At 30.7% G+C, this 14,217-nt stretch carries 12 protein-coding genes; 3 read left to right on the forward strand and 9 right to left on the reverse strand.

Annotated elements, in window-relative coordinates; all coding sequences use genetic code 11:
* The first annotated feature begins 98 nt into the window (after positions 1-98).
* Both EV145_RS08075 and EV145_RS08080 read left to right on the forward strand, forming a co-directional pair.
* Positions 99-656 carry a hypothetical protein gene (locus EV145_RS08075; protein ID WP_133524704.1) on the forward strand — a complete coding sequence of 186 codons (558 nt, stop codon included), beginning with the start codon at positions 99-101 and terminating at the stop codon, positions 654-656.
* Between the two features lie 4 nt (positions 657-660).
* Positions 661-1,056, forward strand: a complete 396-nt coding sequence (locus EV145_RS08080; RefSeq protein ID WP_133524705.1) for a hypothetical protein — start codon at positions 661-663, stop codon at positions 1,054-1,056.
* Positions 1,057-1,197: 141 nt separating this feature from the next.
* On the opposite strand, the gene EV145_RS08085 is transcribed toward EV145_RS08080, so the two are convergent.
* Positions 1,198-2,370 carry a DUF5009 domain-containing protein gene (locus EV145_RS08085; RefSeq protein ID WP_243739225.1) on the reverse strand — a complete coding sequence of 391 codons (1,173 nt, stop codon included), beginning with the start codon at positions 2,368-2,370 and terminating at the stop codon, positions 1,198-1,200.
* Positions 2,371-2,527: 157 nt separating this feature from the next.
* Here EV145_RS08085 and EV145_RS08090 point away from each other — a divergent pair, with 157 nt between their 5' ends.
* On the forward strand, positions 2,528-3,271 hold the full coding sequence (locus EV145_RS08090; RefSeq protein ID WP_133524707.1) for a tyrosine-protein phosphatase: 744 nt from the start codon (positions 2,528-2,530) through the stop codon (positions 3,269-3,271).
* Positions 3,272-3,354: 83 nt separating this feature from the next.
* On the opposite strand, the gene EV145_RS08095 is transcribed toward EV145_RS08090, so the two are convergent.
* The 8 genes from EV145_RS08095 to EV145_RS08130 form a co-directional block, all read right to left on the reverse strand.
* Positions 3,355-5,754: a GumC family protein gene (locus EV145_RS08095; protein WP_133524708.1), complete on the reverse strand. Its 2,400-nt coding sequence runs from the start codon at positions 5,752-5,754 to the stop codon at positions 3,355-3,357.
* 9 nt (positions 5,755-5,763) lie between these two features.
* The gene (locus EV145_RS08100; RefSeq protein ID WP_133524709.1) at positions 5,764-6,555 is read right to left on the reverse strand and encodes a polysaccharide biosynthesis/export family protein; all 792 of its coding nucleotides are present in this window, start codon (positions 6,553-6,555) and stop codon (positions 5,764-5,766) included.
* A gap of 124 nt (positions 6,556-6,679) precedes the next feature.
* Positions 6,680-8,098 (reverse strand): undecaprenyl-phosphate glucose phosphotransferase, encoded by a 1,419-nt coding sequence (locus tag EV145_RS08105; RefSeq protein ID WP_133524710.1) that lies wholly within the window; start codon positions 8,096-8,098, stop codon positions 6,680-6,682.
* A 91-nt stretch (positions 8,099-8,189) separates the two neighbouring features.
* On the reverse strand, positions 8,190-9,329 hold the full coding sequence (locus tag EV145_RS08110; protein ID WP_133524711.1) for a glycosyltransferase family 4 protein: 1,140 nt from the start codon (positions 9,327-9,329) through the stop codon (positions 8,190-8,192).
* 116 nt (positions 9,330-9,445) lie between these two features.
* On the reverse strand, positions 9,446-10,480 hold the full coding sequence (locus EV145_RS08115) for a glycosyltransferase family 4 protein (RefSeq protein WP_133524712.1): 1,035 nt from the start codon (positions 10,478-10,480) through the stop codon (positions 9,446-9,448).
* On the reverse strand, positions 10,480-11,775 hold the full coding sequence (locus tag EV145_RS08120; RefSeq protein WP_133524713.1) for a hypothetical protein: 1,296 nt from the start codon (positions 11,773-11,775) through the stop codon (positions 10,480-10,482). The genes EV145_RS08115 and EV145_RS08120 overlap by 1 nt, the downstream gene beginning before the upstream one ends.
* Before the next feature lie 5 nt (positions 11,776-11,780).
* Entirely contained in the window at positions 11,781-12,977 is a 1,197-nt protein-coding gene (locus EV145_RS08125; RefSeq protein ID WP_133524714.1) for a glycosyltransferase family 4 protein, read from the reverse strand.
* On the reverse strand, positions 12,967-14,202 hold the full coding sequence (locus tag EV145_RS08130) for a CDP-glycerol glycerophosphotransferase family protein (protein ID WP_133524715.1): 1,236 nt from the start codon (positions 14,200-14,202) through the stop codon (positions 12,967-12,969). The genes EV145_RS08125 and EV145_RS08130 overlap by 11 nt, the downstream gene beginning before the upstream one ends.
* Positions 14,203-14,217: the final 15 nt, after the last annotated feature.

Here is a 14,217-nt window from a genome sequence, read left to right on the forward strand (position 1 = left end):
AACATTTATTTTAAAAAGATTTACAGTGAGAAAATTAAATACCTAAGAAAAAGTATCTTTGAAAGAATGAAAGTGAATTTCAAAAAATAATCGATTCTATGATTCGTCCCCTCTTAATATGTTTTGTGCTTTTCTTTTTTACCTCGAGTTTTATTTGGGAAGGTACAGATCTTGTTAAATCAAACACTTGGTTTATTGCAGGTCCGGTAGCAGAAAACCAAGAAATCATCAACGCTGTTCGCGAGAAAGAAGGCATTATACGTGTAACAGCTAAAGATTTTCCAGTAGGAGAAATTGAACTGAATGTTACTATTATTCCATCAGAAACAAACGAAGGAATTCCGAAAAATCTATCTGAGAATTCTGGTTTTGTAACAATAATTTATAAATCAACTCAGTTAATAAAACTGCAGGCACGGGAAGGAAATACCGAAGGAACTGGCTGTATTCATGGTGGCTCGCATCCGATGGTAGATTTACCCGCATCTCCAAAACATTTTACCACATTACAAATTCCTTGGAAAAACTTCAAACAAGACGGGCTAGCTGACGGAAAACTTTTGAATATTCACAATCTGTGCAAATTCAACTTTGTAAATTACAAACCAGTTTCTGGAGCTTTATTAGAAATTAAATCTGTTATAATTCAAAATTAAAAACATGAAAATAAAACTTTTGCTTTTAATGACTTCCTTATTTTTCAATTTCGGCTACAGCCAAAAAAAATCTGTCACTCCAAAAATAGATATTAATGGCGTTTGGACAGATATTAATTCTGGTGTATCAAATGCAGTAGCCATTATCTCCGAACAAAACGGAAAAGTCATTTTCTCTCATTATTTAGAATGGAATGGGCAAAAATTTGTAGAAAGCGGCACTGGAAAACGAATTGGAAATACAATTACCTATACAGTAAATGTGACTTTACCAATTGATGGTTGGGCGACTGCCGGAACGCATACTTTAATTCTATCTGAAGATGGAAATACTCTCGAAGGAACTTTTGTTGATAATAAAGGTCGGAATGGGCCAATCGCGTTTAAGCGAGTTAGGTGAGTTTTGTTTCAGGTTTCAGGTTTCAGGTTTCAGGTTTCAAGTTTCAAGTTTCAAGTTTCAGGTTTTGTGCTGAACTTGAAACCTGAAACCTGACCCGAGGCTGGAAGCCGAATTGGCGGAGCAAACGTGAAACCATTCCCTCTACAAATGCAGCTGAATTTTATATCTGTTGCAAATTTTCATAACCAAAAGCATAATCGTCGAAAAAACTAAGGACCAGATAATTCCTGGAATTCCTTCGCGGAAATAATCGGGAATTATATGAATATTAAAAGCCAGATTGAAATAATAGATTACACCCGGCAAAATATAAATCAAAAGCGGATTTGCGGCGGCGGGCATAAAAAATTCGCTCCACTTTGTTTGCTTTTTAATTTCCATAAGCCAATACAGAAAATAAAATAATACTGTACAAATTGTTGCCGAAAACATTGTCCATGACGGAGTTCCTTTAATTTTTGAAATTCCAAAGTAAGGTCTAAGCCAATAACCGACAATAAAAAATAAAACTGCAAAACCAATTACTGGCCAATTAATTTTGGTTTCGATTTTCTTATCAAAAAACAATAACGAAATAACAACTCCTGCACTAACTAAAGAAGCATGTGTTAAGTGTCCAGCTATAAAACTTAGCCAGAATGATTGTTGTATTATAGAGCCTTCGATTAAATTCAGTGAATTTGCTGTAACACAAAAAATTAAAAAGACAATCATTGCCCATAATTTACCCCAAACTAGCCAATAATAAACAACGGTAAAAAGATACGCCCATCCAATAAGACCAAGAATTCCCCACCATTTTGGAGTCATTCCTCTTTCGCCTGTATCCTGAATATAAAGAAAATATAGAACAGCCAAAACCAGCATTCCACCATACTGAAGTGTATATTTTAGCCAGATTGAAAAATCCTTCGAATATTTATTCCAAATCGGAATTGGCATTGCATAAGCCAATAATCCCCAAAAAGCAGGTGCGATCAACATTTTTGAGGCATCATAACCATATTCGGCATTTACCATAAAAACACCAATAATAATCAAAGCCAATGCCCTTTTAAGTGTATGAGTCCAAATCGTTTTAGGGCTATCTCCTTTTATTAACCGAGCATTAAAGGCAAATGGAATTGACATTCCTACAATAAACAAAAAAGCAGGAAAAACTAAATCAACAAAAGTCATTGCATCAGCATCGGCTGGCATATGCTTCATCCATTGAGGCACATTTTTTACACTTGCCAGCTCATTTACAAAAATCATTACAAAAATGGTAATTCCTCGCAAAGCATCGATAGAAACAATTCTTTTATTATACAAATTTTCTTTAATTTTTATAAAATATTAAATTATTAGCAGAAACAAATATAAAATAATACCTGAGATAGAAAAATTAGATTGCCACTCAAAATCTATATTATAAAAAGTTTACCATTTTGAGTTCGAAAATATAGAGTAGTTTACTTACTTTTGCAGCATGTTATCATTCTTAAAATCAAAACCGTATTTAAAGGACCTTCTAGCTGGTAATTATGTTGATATCCATTCACATTTATTGCCAGGAATCGATGATGGTGCAAAAACGATAGAAGACACAAACAGACTTGCAAAGTCTTTTGAAGAAATGGGCGTTGTTCAATTTATTGCAACTCCTCATATTAGTCATTATATTTGGAATAATTCGCCCGAATCGATTATTGCCAAACATAAAGAAACTCAAATTTTACTGGAAGCCAAAAATACTAAAATTCCATTTCAGGCTGCTGCAGAATATTTCATGGATGACTGGTTTGAAACCCATTTTCAAAACGAAAAGCTTTTGACATTAAAAGACAATTATGTGTTAGTTGAAATGTCGTACATGAACGCACCAGTTCAATTATACAAAATTCTCTTTGATCTTCAGGTTGCGGGATATATCCCTGTTTTAGCACATCCTGAACGCTATTTATTTTATCATAAAAATTTCAATGAATATGATAAATTAAAAAAGGCTGGTTGTTTGTTTCAGCTTAACCTGCTTGCAACAGTTGGATATTATGGCAGTGAAATCACAAAAATCGCCGACGAGCTTCTAAAAAAAGGAATGTATGATTTTGTCGGAACAGATGTACACCATAATAATCATATTGCATCATTCAATCAGAAAGTAAAAATTGACAATAATAACATTAAAGTTTTAAAAGAAATTATTGCAAACAATCAATTTTTCAAATTCTGACCCCAATTGATTTAAAACTAAAAATACTGCATAAAAAAACGGCTCAAGTAATTGAGCCGTTTTTTTATGCAATCTTCTTTTTATTACTTAGAGATTAACTTTTTGTACCAAGGTTTTTTCTCTACTCGTACACCATAACCATAGCCATATCCATAACCTTTTGTAGAATCTGTATCATTAAGGACGATACACATATTAGGTAATTTCTTCTCTTTATAGAAAGTGTTAGCGATATTCAACATACGCTTTTCTAATACGTTCGCACGCATTACATATACAAAAGTATCCGCGTTTTTAGCAATTAATAGGGTATCTGTAACCAAGCTAACTGGCGCCGTATCTACAATAATATAATCATACTCTTTTTTAAGTTCTGCAAAAAGCTGATCCACTTTATTGCTCATCAATAATTCAGCCGGATTTGGCGGAATCACACCTGATGGCAGGATAAAGAAATTCTTGTAGCCTTCGTGTTTAATAATATAATCTCTAACATCTTTATCAGTTGATGACAAATAATTAGTCAAACCTACGCTTGGCACATTGATATACTCACCAAACTTTGGATTACGAATATCAGAACCAACCAATAAAACACGTCGACCAGATAAAGCAAAAGTTGCTGCAAGATTTACGGATATAAAAGTTTTACCTTCTGAAGGGAAAGTTGATGTTACAAAAACAGTTTTTGCAATTCCTTCAGGAACTTTGGTAAGCATAAACTCCAAGTTCGTTCGCACAATACGAATTGCCTCTGCAGAACTTGTCCTGCTTTCTGATTTAATTAATTCAGCAATATCATCTGAAGTTGGTACATCTCCAATAAATGGAATTTGTGTTTTTCCTTCAAGATCCAATTTGCTCTTAATTTTTGTATCTAATAAGTCATTCCCATAAATGACACCAAACGGAATCAATAATCCTAAAAGCATTCCAGCCAAATAAATAATTTTTTTCTTTGGACTAATTGGGTCTTTATCTGCTTTTGCGACGTCAATTACTCGAGCATTAGGTTCTGTTGCAGACAACGAAATGGCAGTTTCTTCACGTTTTTGAAGTAAATACAAATACAATTCTTCTTTAACTTTTTGCTGTCTAGCAATTACTCTAAACTGACGTTCTTGCACAGGAATTTTACCAATTTTACTGTTTAAAATTCCTTCTTGGCTTTTTATATCACGATTTTGAATTTGCAAATTAGACTGCATACGTCTCAAGCTTGCTGCAACATTTGATTTTAAAGATGAAATTTCTTGGTTTAATTTAACCACAGAAGGATTTTCTTCAGTGGCAGATTTTAAAATTCTGTTGCGATCTAAAACTAACTGATTGTAAGACGAAATTAACCCGCTTGCATCAGCATTATCAGAAATCATATTAGTTGGCAGCAAATCGGAATTCGTGCTTTTTTTAATAAAATCTAAAAGTGAAGAAACAACATTTAATTGAATTTCCGTTTCAACTCCTTTTTTATCATACTCCGTTGAACCTTCAATAAAAAGTTTTGCTTCTGATTCAATATCTGTAAGTTTGTTGCTTTTTTTAAATGTTTCTACATCTTGTTCAACACCATCTAATTCCTGAGCTATTAATGCTAATCTGCTTGCAATAAACTTAGACGTGTTTTCTGAAATATAATTTTTATCTTCCGCCGCATCTTCATTGTAGATCTGAATCATATTATCCAAGAAGTCTTCCGCTTTTTTAGATACAGGATCAGAAATAGAAACACTAACTACACTACTCGTTTTACTAATAGGATCAACTTTTAATTTTTTTCTGAACCCTTCCGTTAAATCATCTAAGGTTTGTATAACTATTAGTATATTTTTAAATTTGCCATCTTTATTTTTCTCATAAAATTGAGTCTTCGTAACTACCAACGTACCAAATCGAGTGCTAATTTTTTCTCCAAATTTAAACTCTTTTTTTGCAGACAAGATAACATTTTCATCATCTAAACCAATTACATTGTCTTTTTCTGTTTCTAATTGAAAAGAATTATCATTCAAAAGATTACACTTAAAAACTACATCAGCTTTATCAAATGAACTAGTTTTATTGATAAAAAATGCCTTTATAGGAGATTTTGCATATATATCAAGATCAATAACTTTACCAGTTACGAATAAGCTAACATTTAGATTTAGCTTCTTTATTGTGCTTTCTACTAATGTTCTAGACTTTAAAATTTCAATTTCATTATCAACGTTGTTTATCATACTTCCACCAATTCCTAGATCAGCAAAAGCCGACAATTCAGAAAGCATACCACCTTTTTTCTCGTCTTTAACAAGTATTGTAGTCGTTGCTTCAAAACTTGGTACTGTATATCTTAAATATAAAAAAGATAAAACCAATCCCAAAAAAATACTTAATAAAAACCAACGCCAATGAATTAAATACTTATCTAATTGTTCTCTAAGATTAAAATCTTCAGTTTCATCATCGATAATATCATTATAAAAATCTTGTTTATGCATTTTAATATTTTATTTAAAAATTAGAACAGAAAGCGATACTAATATCGAAATTGCAGATATAATTACCGACGTATTTGGACCGACTGCAGATGAGTTGATTCGGGTTTTATTTGGCTCAACATAGACTACGTCATTTTGAGATAGATAGTAAAAAGGAGAATTAATAAAATCCGATTTAGTTATATCTACTCTATTATATGACTTTACACCATCTACTTCTCTGATAACCAAAATATTATCTCTACGCCCATAAATTGTTAAATCTTTGGCCATACTTAATGCTTCAACTAAAGTAACTCTTTCTGATGTTATCGGATAAGTTCCTGGTAAATTTACTTCACCTTGTAAAGAAATTTTAAAATTCATTATACGAAGATTAATAATTGGATTCTTAATGTAGGTACCTATTTTTTCTTGCAACATCTTAAGAGCTTCAGTTCGTGTAAGTCCACTCACTTTTAATTTTCCAATAACAGGGAATTCAATATTACCGCTTTGATCCACCAAATACAATTGAACTGTTTCTTGGCCTCTCGTAACATCTAATCTGTTATTATTTGTTGTACTATAAGTTCTTAAATTAAATGGAATCGCTACTTCAGGATCATCAGCTGAAACTAAAATCATTAACAAATCATCAGGCTGGAGTTTAATTTCATAAGAATTTGCGTTTTGCTGCGCAGTCATTCCATCGATATTTTGATAATACACAACATCTTTTTTGGATCCACAAGAAAAAAACAAGAATAAAAGCATTAAAAAACTAAATGTTTTTATAAAAAAGGAAGAATTCAATTTCATTAGGTCTACAATTTACGGGGCAAATATAAGGATTAAAAAAATATTTATACAAAAGGCAAATGCACCTTTTATGTCAGGCATTGAGTTATAATGTTAGATTTCGGAAAAGTTCAAAACTATATACTTAAAAAGCATTTTCTTCACCTTTAAACACATTAAAGACTGTTTTTATTATTATTTTAATATCTAATAACAAACTCCAGTTTTCAATATACCAAATATCATATTCTACTCTATTTTCCATATCTATAAGTTCTTTCGTTTCTCCACGAAAGCCATTAACCTGCGCCCATCCAGTTATGCCTGGCTTAGCATATTGACGCACTAAATAATTATTAATTAACTCGCTGTATTGCTTAGTATGATTGACCATGTGCGGCCTAGGTCCAACTACCGACATATCTCCAAAAAACACATTAAAAAATTGAGGCAATTCATCAATACTTGTTTTTCGCATAAAAGCACCAAATTTAGTAACACGTCTATCTCCTTTCACAGCTTGTTTACTGTCAGCAGCTCCATTTAGACGCATACTTCTAAATTTTAAACAGGTAAAAGATCTATTATCCCTTCCTGAACGCTCCTGTTTAAAAAAAACGGGACCTGGAGATTCCATTTTTATAATAAGCATAATAATGGGAAACAGCCATGGAAATATGAAGACCAAAACAAATGATGAAAAACAAATATCAAAAACTTTCTTTAAAAATCGATTTACCGCCGCTTCTAATGGTTCTCGTCGAAACATCAACACGGGAGTATTTTCGTAAAAAGTCATTTGTACTTTGTTGGACTTTGTATACAACTGAAAGTCTGGAATAAACTTTATACGAACCATATGCTGTTCGCAAATTTTCACTAATTGATTTATCACAGCAATGTTATCAATGTGTAATGCTACATACATTTCATCCACCTCTTCATTAAGAATAAATTCTTCAATCTGATCAAATCCACCTAAAATAGGGTGTGAAATAAATGCAAAAGGATCCACTTTTTCATCAAAAAAACCAAGAAAACGGTAACCATAAGTTAAATCCTTAGCTAAAATTCTGCGCATTCTTTCGCCGGTATCATTAGCGCCTACAATTATAAAACTTCTAAAATTATATCCTTTCGCTCTAATAAACTTCAGCAATTTCATTGATAAATACCTCGAAATCATAAGTAACCCAAAGAAAATACAATAAAAATAAACCAAGCGCAGTCTCGAAATATCTGTGTATTTTAATACAACAACAAAAAAAGCGGTTATAGCAATATGTATAATAACTTTTTTAATAGTTCTTTTTAAAATAGATTCTATAGGTTCAACTCTTACAATTCTAAAAGAATCTTTATACAATAAAAGCCCAATCCATATTAAATTACCTAATAATGAAATAGTTTCTACTTCTTTTAAAAATAATTTGTCAATAGTCCCGAATCGAAGCAAGGCTGATAAAGCGATAGCTACATTTAACAGTACTATATCCCATATCAAGAACAAGATTTTAAAATACCGAGAAAAGCGGTACTCCGAGAGTTCTTCTAAAATTTTCATTTTTACTTATTAAAAATTAAGTTAACAACAAGACATACTTCAAAAATCAAAATATTGATTACGACTAAAAAAATCATAAACATTTCAAAAACTAGTCACTTAATAAATCTTTATTTTTTTTATTATTCTTCCCTATCGTATGTACATTAACAAACTGAATAATTGCATTTTTGAATTTCGTATCAACAAATCTCGATGCATTATCTCTAATTTTATCAGACAAGAAATTATTTTCAACTATCAAAAATCTATTTATTGCATCAATCAAAGATTCAACAGTTTGTTCTTCAAAAAAAACTCCTGTTTCATTTTCTATCACCGTCTCTAAAGCTCCGCCTTTACCAAATGCAATTATTGGAGTTCCACATGCTTGAGCTTCAATCGGAATTATCCCAAAATCCTCTTCGGCTGCAAATACAAATGCTCTCGCATTAGATAATTCTTTTTTAAGAACATTATCCTCTTGATAACCCAATATTTCAACATTTGATTTTGCTAAAGATTTTATTTTTGACATTTCAGGGCCATCTCCAATCACTTTCAGTTTAAGATTTGGAAGTAAAGAAAAAGCTTGCACTATAAGATCAATTCTTTTGTATGGCACCAATCTAGAACATGTTATAAAATAATCTTCCTTCTGGTCTAAAAATGGAAACTCCTCAATAGAAATTGGAGGATAAATAACTTCTGCATCGCGTCGATATAGTTTCGCAATTCTATTTTTTATATAATTTGAATTACAAATAAAATAATCGACACGATTGGTACTAATAATGTCCCATATTCTCAATTTATGCAAATAGTGTTTTACAATAATTGATTTTAATCCTTTTTTTAATCCAGCTTCATTTAAATATTGATGATACAAATCCCAAGCGTATCTAACGGGAGAATGACAGTAACAAATATGCACCTGACTGCTATTTGTAAGTACTCCCTTAGCAACAGAATAAGATGAAGAAATCACCAAATCATATTGACTAAAGTCAAAACTCTCAATTGCTTTTGTAAAAAGAGGAAGATAATTGCGATATTTTGTTTTACCAAAAGGCAATCTCTGAATAAATGATGCCGTGACTTTACTCTCTGAAATGTTCATTTTTTTAAGAACTTCTGGATTATATACTAAAGTATATATATCTGCATCCGGGTATAAATCATAAATCGATCGAAATACTTTTTCGGCTCCGCCTAACTCTGTTAACCAATCTTGAACAAGTGCAATTTTCATTTATTATTTTTTAAACAGGAAAAGCAATAATAGCTTTATATCTTTTAAAAATTTAAAAAAGCCACATTCAGTAGTTTTTAAATTTTTATCTTTAATTATATAGTTTTATTTTTCTATTATAAATTCTTTTCAATCAATTTTATTAATTTCAAAGCACTTTGATTCCAGCTGTAGTCTGCTAAATTATTTTGAGACAATTTATCATTTGAACTATTTAAAGCTTTTAACATATTCCTGCTAATATCATTAACATCTAATGGATTAAAATATATCGTATTGTCACCACAGATTTCTCTAAAAACAGGAATATCAGAAACGCACACCTTTGTACCTAAACTCATTGCTTCAATTATTGGTATCCCGAATCCTTCATATAAACTTGGAAAAACAAACAAATTGGCAAATTTGTAATAACCAACCAGTTCCGTATCTGAAATATTATTTAAAAAAATAATATTTTCGTCATTCTCACTTATTTTTGAATTAAAGTTCTTATTTACATTTCCTATTATGCATAATTTAAGATTATCTCTCTTAATAAGCTTAAATGCTTCAACAAGTCTGTCGAAGTTTTTTCTTGGATGATGAGATGAAACAGATAAAATATACTCGTCATTCAAGGGCCTCTTACTATTTATCACACTATTAGGCTCTTTAAAAACTGGTGCAACCGCATTATAAATTACTGTGATTTTTTCATCATAAACGCTAAGTTCATCTATAAGTTCTTTTTTTGAAACTTCGCTGACTGTTATAATTGCTTTTGAAACTTTAACTAATTTTGGTATCAAAAAATTATAAAACGAAGAAAAACCTTTTGAGAACCATTCCGGATGTACTTTAAAACACAAATCATGAATTGTTACAATCTGCTTTTTAACAAACAAAGGGCCTGTATTACAAAACGAAACCAAAAAAGCATTATTTTTCAGTACGTATGTTTGCAACTCGATCTGCTCCCACAGATGACCTTTTAGCCTGCCTAAAGTTTTTACATCTAATTCCTGAGCCAAATCATGGTGAATGATATTTTTAGGTGCTAAAAAAACAACTGGAAGATTACTCTTTTTAAGCTCTTTTGAAATCTCAATAGCAAACCTCTGAACGCCTGTAATTGGCTGGGTAAGAAATCTTGCATTAATAACAATCATTATAAACTGGCAATTTTATGTTTTCCGATTGCTCTAGAAATTGCAATCCCTATAAATAAACTACTAACCACAGCTTCAAAGATATCAGTAGTCCATGATATTACACAAACACAAACTGAAATACAACATAATGCAACTGAAAAGTTATAATGAGAAATTGCAAGTTTTTTCATCAACCAATAAAAACGAGTATATAGCCAAACTCCAATCACTCCAAAAATGCCCCATAGGTATAAAAAAGTATTGTCAGCCACACCAAGACTATAACCTTTGATAGCTGGCAAATCTTTAATAGGAAATGTTGAATATGGCGTACCAATAGTACCTAATCCAGTACCCCAAAATAAGCCATTATGACTTAACACATTTTCATAAAAATTGGGCCAAGTATTTGTTAATCTATCATCAAACGAAAAAAGCAATGTTTTAGTAAGAGTACTTAAACCACGAGTATTTATGGAATATTCTAAAAAAATTCCTAAAACAGGTAGAAAGACACCTACAGCTGTTATAGAATAAAAAATCCCCTTTAAAGCTGATCTTTTCTGAAATAGAAAATAAGCGACAAGACTAATTAAATAAGAAACTACTGTAGATTTATTTGTTGTGAGAATGATGCTATAAAATGTAATCCCAAAAAGTAAAAAACGCAATAAATTCGAGCGCAAATATGCGTTAATATACAAGGAAAAAATTGCTATCATAATAGCCAGAGATGCTGATATTCTAGAAAAACCGGCTATTCTGTCTTCACCAAAAGTTTGCCATTGTCTATTTGCTTGCACTTCTATATCACCAATATTATAAACAAAACCTTTCCACGGCAAATCTGTTGTTGAATCTAAAAAAATACCAAAGATGGAGGCAATTAAACAGATCCATACAATAAAAAGAACCTCTTTTTGCTTAATTTCAATGTACTTACCATATAAAATACCAAAAATAACTGGTGAATAAACAAAAAAACTAAATGCAATATTTGAGAAAACTGCCGAATTAAAAAGAGCAACTAAAATTGAAAATACCAGAGCAATTATTGGTATAAAATTTTTTATTTTTAACCTTATGATCTTTAAAACTACTGCAATAAAACAAGCTATTTTAGGTAAATAGATAATATATGACATACCCCATTGCGAAAAATAATATCTTAACGCTCCAGAAAAAACTTCAAATAATAATAGACTGGAAATAATTACTAAAATAAATTTAGATGCAACTTTATCTTGTTTTTTCAACAAAAAAGATTTTTTCAAATCGGGCCTTAATTTATCTTTCAGATAAAGTTCTTTCATTTTTTTTAAACAGATTTAATAATCTCTTCATATTCCTTTAGCATTACTTCTTTACTCAACATAGATTCAACAGAAGCTCTAGAATTATTTGATAATTGATTGTAAAGATTTAAATTATTATATAGACTTAATATCGCTAAACCCAAAGAATCAGGATCATTAACATCACATAATAACCCATTTACCCCATCTTTAACAATTTCTGGCAAACCCCCAATTCGAGAAGCAATAACAGGCAGATGATAAGCGCCTGCTTCAACTGCGACTAAACCAAATGCTTCTCCTAAAATTGAAGGAACTACAACTATATCAACTTGAGAATAAAAATCACTTGGTGAAGTATAACCAATAAAACTAACATTTTCATTTGTTGCAATTTCTTTTAAATGTCTTTCATATTCAACAAGACCTCTTCCTGCAATAATTAAAGTTGCATTTATATCAATTGATTGAAATTGATTAATTAGCCACTCTACTCCTTTTATTTCTGATAACGTACCAATATAACCAATACGTAAAGTTTCTTTGTTATCAATTCTCTCTTTTTTTGATTTTGTATCTTCAATTTCCCTTGCATTGTAAACTACATGCTTTTGAGCTTTAGCAAAATATCCTGCTGATAAAAATCTATTTAATATATAATTACTGACTCCAATAACAGCATTAATATTTTCAGATTTTAAAACATGGTTTGCTCTAAACAATCTACAATCAGAACATTGCATCTGACAAGCTTTTCCACCTCTAAACATACTACTAGATGGGCATAAAAGATAAAGATCGTGTATTACTTGGATAATTGGAATTCCTGCATTTGCTATTTCATCCCATACCGAAATTGACCATCCTGTAAGGTTATGACAAATAATAACGTCAGGTTTTTCCATTTTAATAACATCATTAACATACGTACGCATTTTATTATTGTATCTATCTTTAAAATGCCAAACAAGTCTCAAAAATTTATTGTGCTTTTTTTTTGTAAAATGCCAATACAAATTTTTCAAACCTGCCCTGTAAACAGTTACGTCATTAACTTTATCAATCTTCAATCCTTTATCGGGGCCTGTAACTAAAACAGCTACATGATACGCTTTAGCTTTTAACCCTTCTATTTGCTCTTGTAAAATTATCTCGGCACCACCACCTATATTTGGTGAGTATAAAGTATTTATGAACAACAAACGACGTTTAGTTAACATTAAGTTTATTTTCTTGAATTATAAAATCTGTAATCCTTTGGGAACTATTACCGTCAGAAAATTTAAAAAACTTTTTTTTAAACTCTTCACGTCTCTTTTTCCAATTATCTTCTAACACCTCTGAACAGATAAGTGACTGTAAATCTTCGGCTTTTAAAATTTTATCTCCTGGTGTTATATCGGTATAATCATAGTACATACTTCTAGATTGAAGTAAATATTCATCTAAGTCATAAGAGAAAAAATATATTGGCTTATCTAATAGCAAAAAATCAAAATATATTGAAGAATAATCTGTAATTAACGCATCACAAAATGGAAGCAACAAATGGATATCATCCTTAGGATTCATACATATAATATTTGAATATTTTTTTAAAGATTCAAATGTATCAGCAGAAGTTAGTGGATGTAGTTTTAATATAAAAAAATGATTGTGTGCGATTAAAAATGAGTTTATTTTTTCATAATTAAGTTCAATGTCAACTAAAAAATTTGGCTTAGAGTCTCGAAATGTTGGCATATATACCCAAGTTCTATTTGAGGATTTAATTTTATTCAACAAATCGTCAATCTCTTTACTTTCCCATTTTGTCACTAATTTTTGGATACTATCAACATTCATGCTAAAAATATCATTTCGAGGATATCCAAAAGAAAGACATCTTTCAAGAGGAATTGCAAATGCAGAGCTAAAAATTTTTCTGGAAACATAATCTGAAGTACTTAAAAAATATTCCGGTGCTATAAATATATCTTTCGCAATAATTTTTCTATGAATAAATGATGTTGAATGAAACTCATTATATTGTGGACCATTATCAATATCAAATCCAATTTTTTTCAAAGGAATTCCATGCCATAAATTAAAAGTTGTTGCTCCCTTCGAGGCGTAAAAATTAATATCCGGTCGAGAACCACTTACAAACCAGTATTTGCTACGCAAAGCATACCAAAAACCTTTAAGACTCCATTTCATTGCAACATTTCCACCTCTTTCTGAAATTTTTTTAAAAACATCTGGTTTTGTTGTAATCCAAACACATTTTAACGAAGGGTAAGAATTTAATAAATAAATATAGAGATATTTAGAGTTGTCAGAAAAAATTTGATTATTAGATCCAAATGCCCAAATTTTTGGGTCTCTAGGTATCATTCCAGAAATAAAATAAAGAGAACTTGTAACAGGAGAGATTATTATTTTCAACAAATATTTTATATCCATCAGATTTTTTTAATA

This window comes from Flavobacterium sp. 245, assembly GCF_004362055.1.
Taxonomy (GTDB): Bacteria; Bacteroidota; Bacteroidia; order Flavobacteriales; family Flavobacteriaceae; genus Flavobacterium.

What these genes read in the sequence shown, in the direction of transcription:
- EV145_RS08120 (WP_133524713.1), bottom strand. Translation starts at nt 11,775, where the DNA reads ATGAAAGAACTTTATCTGAAAGATAAATTAAGGCCCGATTTGAAAAAA.
- EV145_RS08115 (WP_133524712.1), bottom strand. Translation starts at nt 10,480, where the DNA reads ATGATTGTTATTAATGCAAGATTTCTTACCCAGCCAATTACAGGCGTT.
- EV145_RS08105 (WP_133524710.1), bottom strand. Translation starts at nt 8,098, where the DNA reads ATGAAAATTTTAGAAGAACTCTCGGAGTACCGCTTTTCTCGGTATTTT.
- EV145_RS08080 (WP_133524705.1), top strand. Translation starts at nt 661, where the DNA reads ATGAAAATAAAACTTTTGCTTTTAATGACTTCCTTATTTTTCAATTTC.
- EV145_RS08095 (WP_133524708.1), bottom strand. Translation starts at nt 5,754, where the DNA reads ATGCATAAACAAGATTTTTATAATGATATTATCGATGATGAAACTGAA.
- EV145_RS08075 (WP_133524704.1), top strand. Translation starts at nt 99, where the DNA reads ATGATTCGTCCCCTCTTAATATGTTTTGTGCTTTTCTTTTTTACCTCG.
- EV145_RS08130 (WP_133524715.1), bottom strand. Translation starts at nt 14,202, where the DNA reads ATGGATATAAAATATTTGTTGAAAATAATAATCTCTCCTGTTACAAGT.
- EV145_RS08100 (WP_133524709.1), bottom strand. Translation starts at nt 6,555, where the DNA reads ATGAAATTGAATTCTTCCTTTTTTATAAAAACATTTAGTTTTTTAATG.
- EV145_RS08125 (WP_133524714.1), bottom strand. Translation starts at nt 12,977, where the DNA reads ATGTTAACTAAACGTCGTTTGTTGTTCATAAATACTTTATACTCACCA.
- EV145_RS08090 (WP_133524707.1), top strand. Translation starts at nt 2,528, where the DNA reads ATGTTATCATTCTTAAAATCAAAACCGTATTTAAAGGACCTTCTAGCT.
- EV145_RS08110 (WP_133524711.1), bottom strand. Translation starts at nt 9,329, where the DNA reads ATGAAAATTGCACTTGTTCAAGATTGGTTAACAGAGTTAGGCGGAGCC.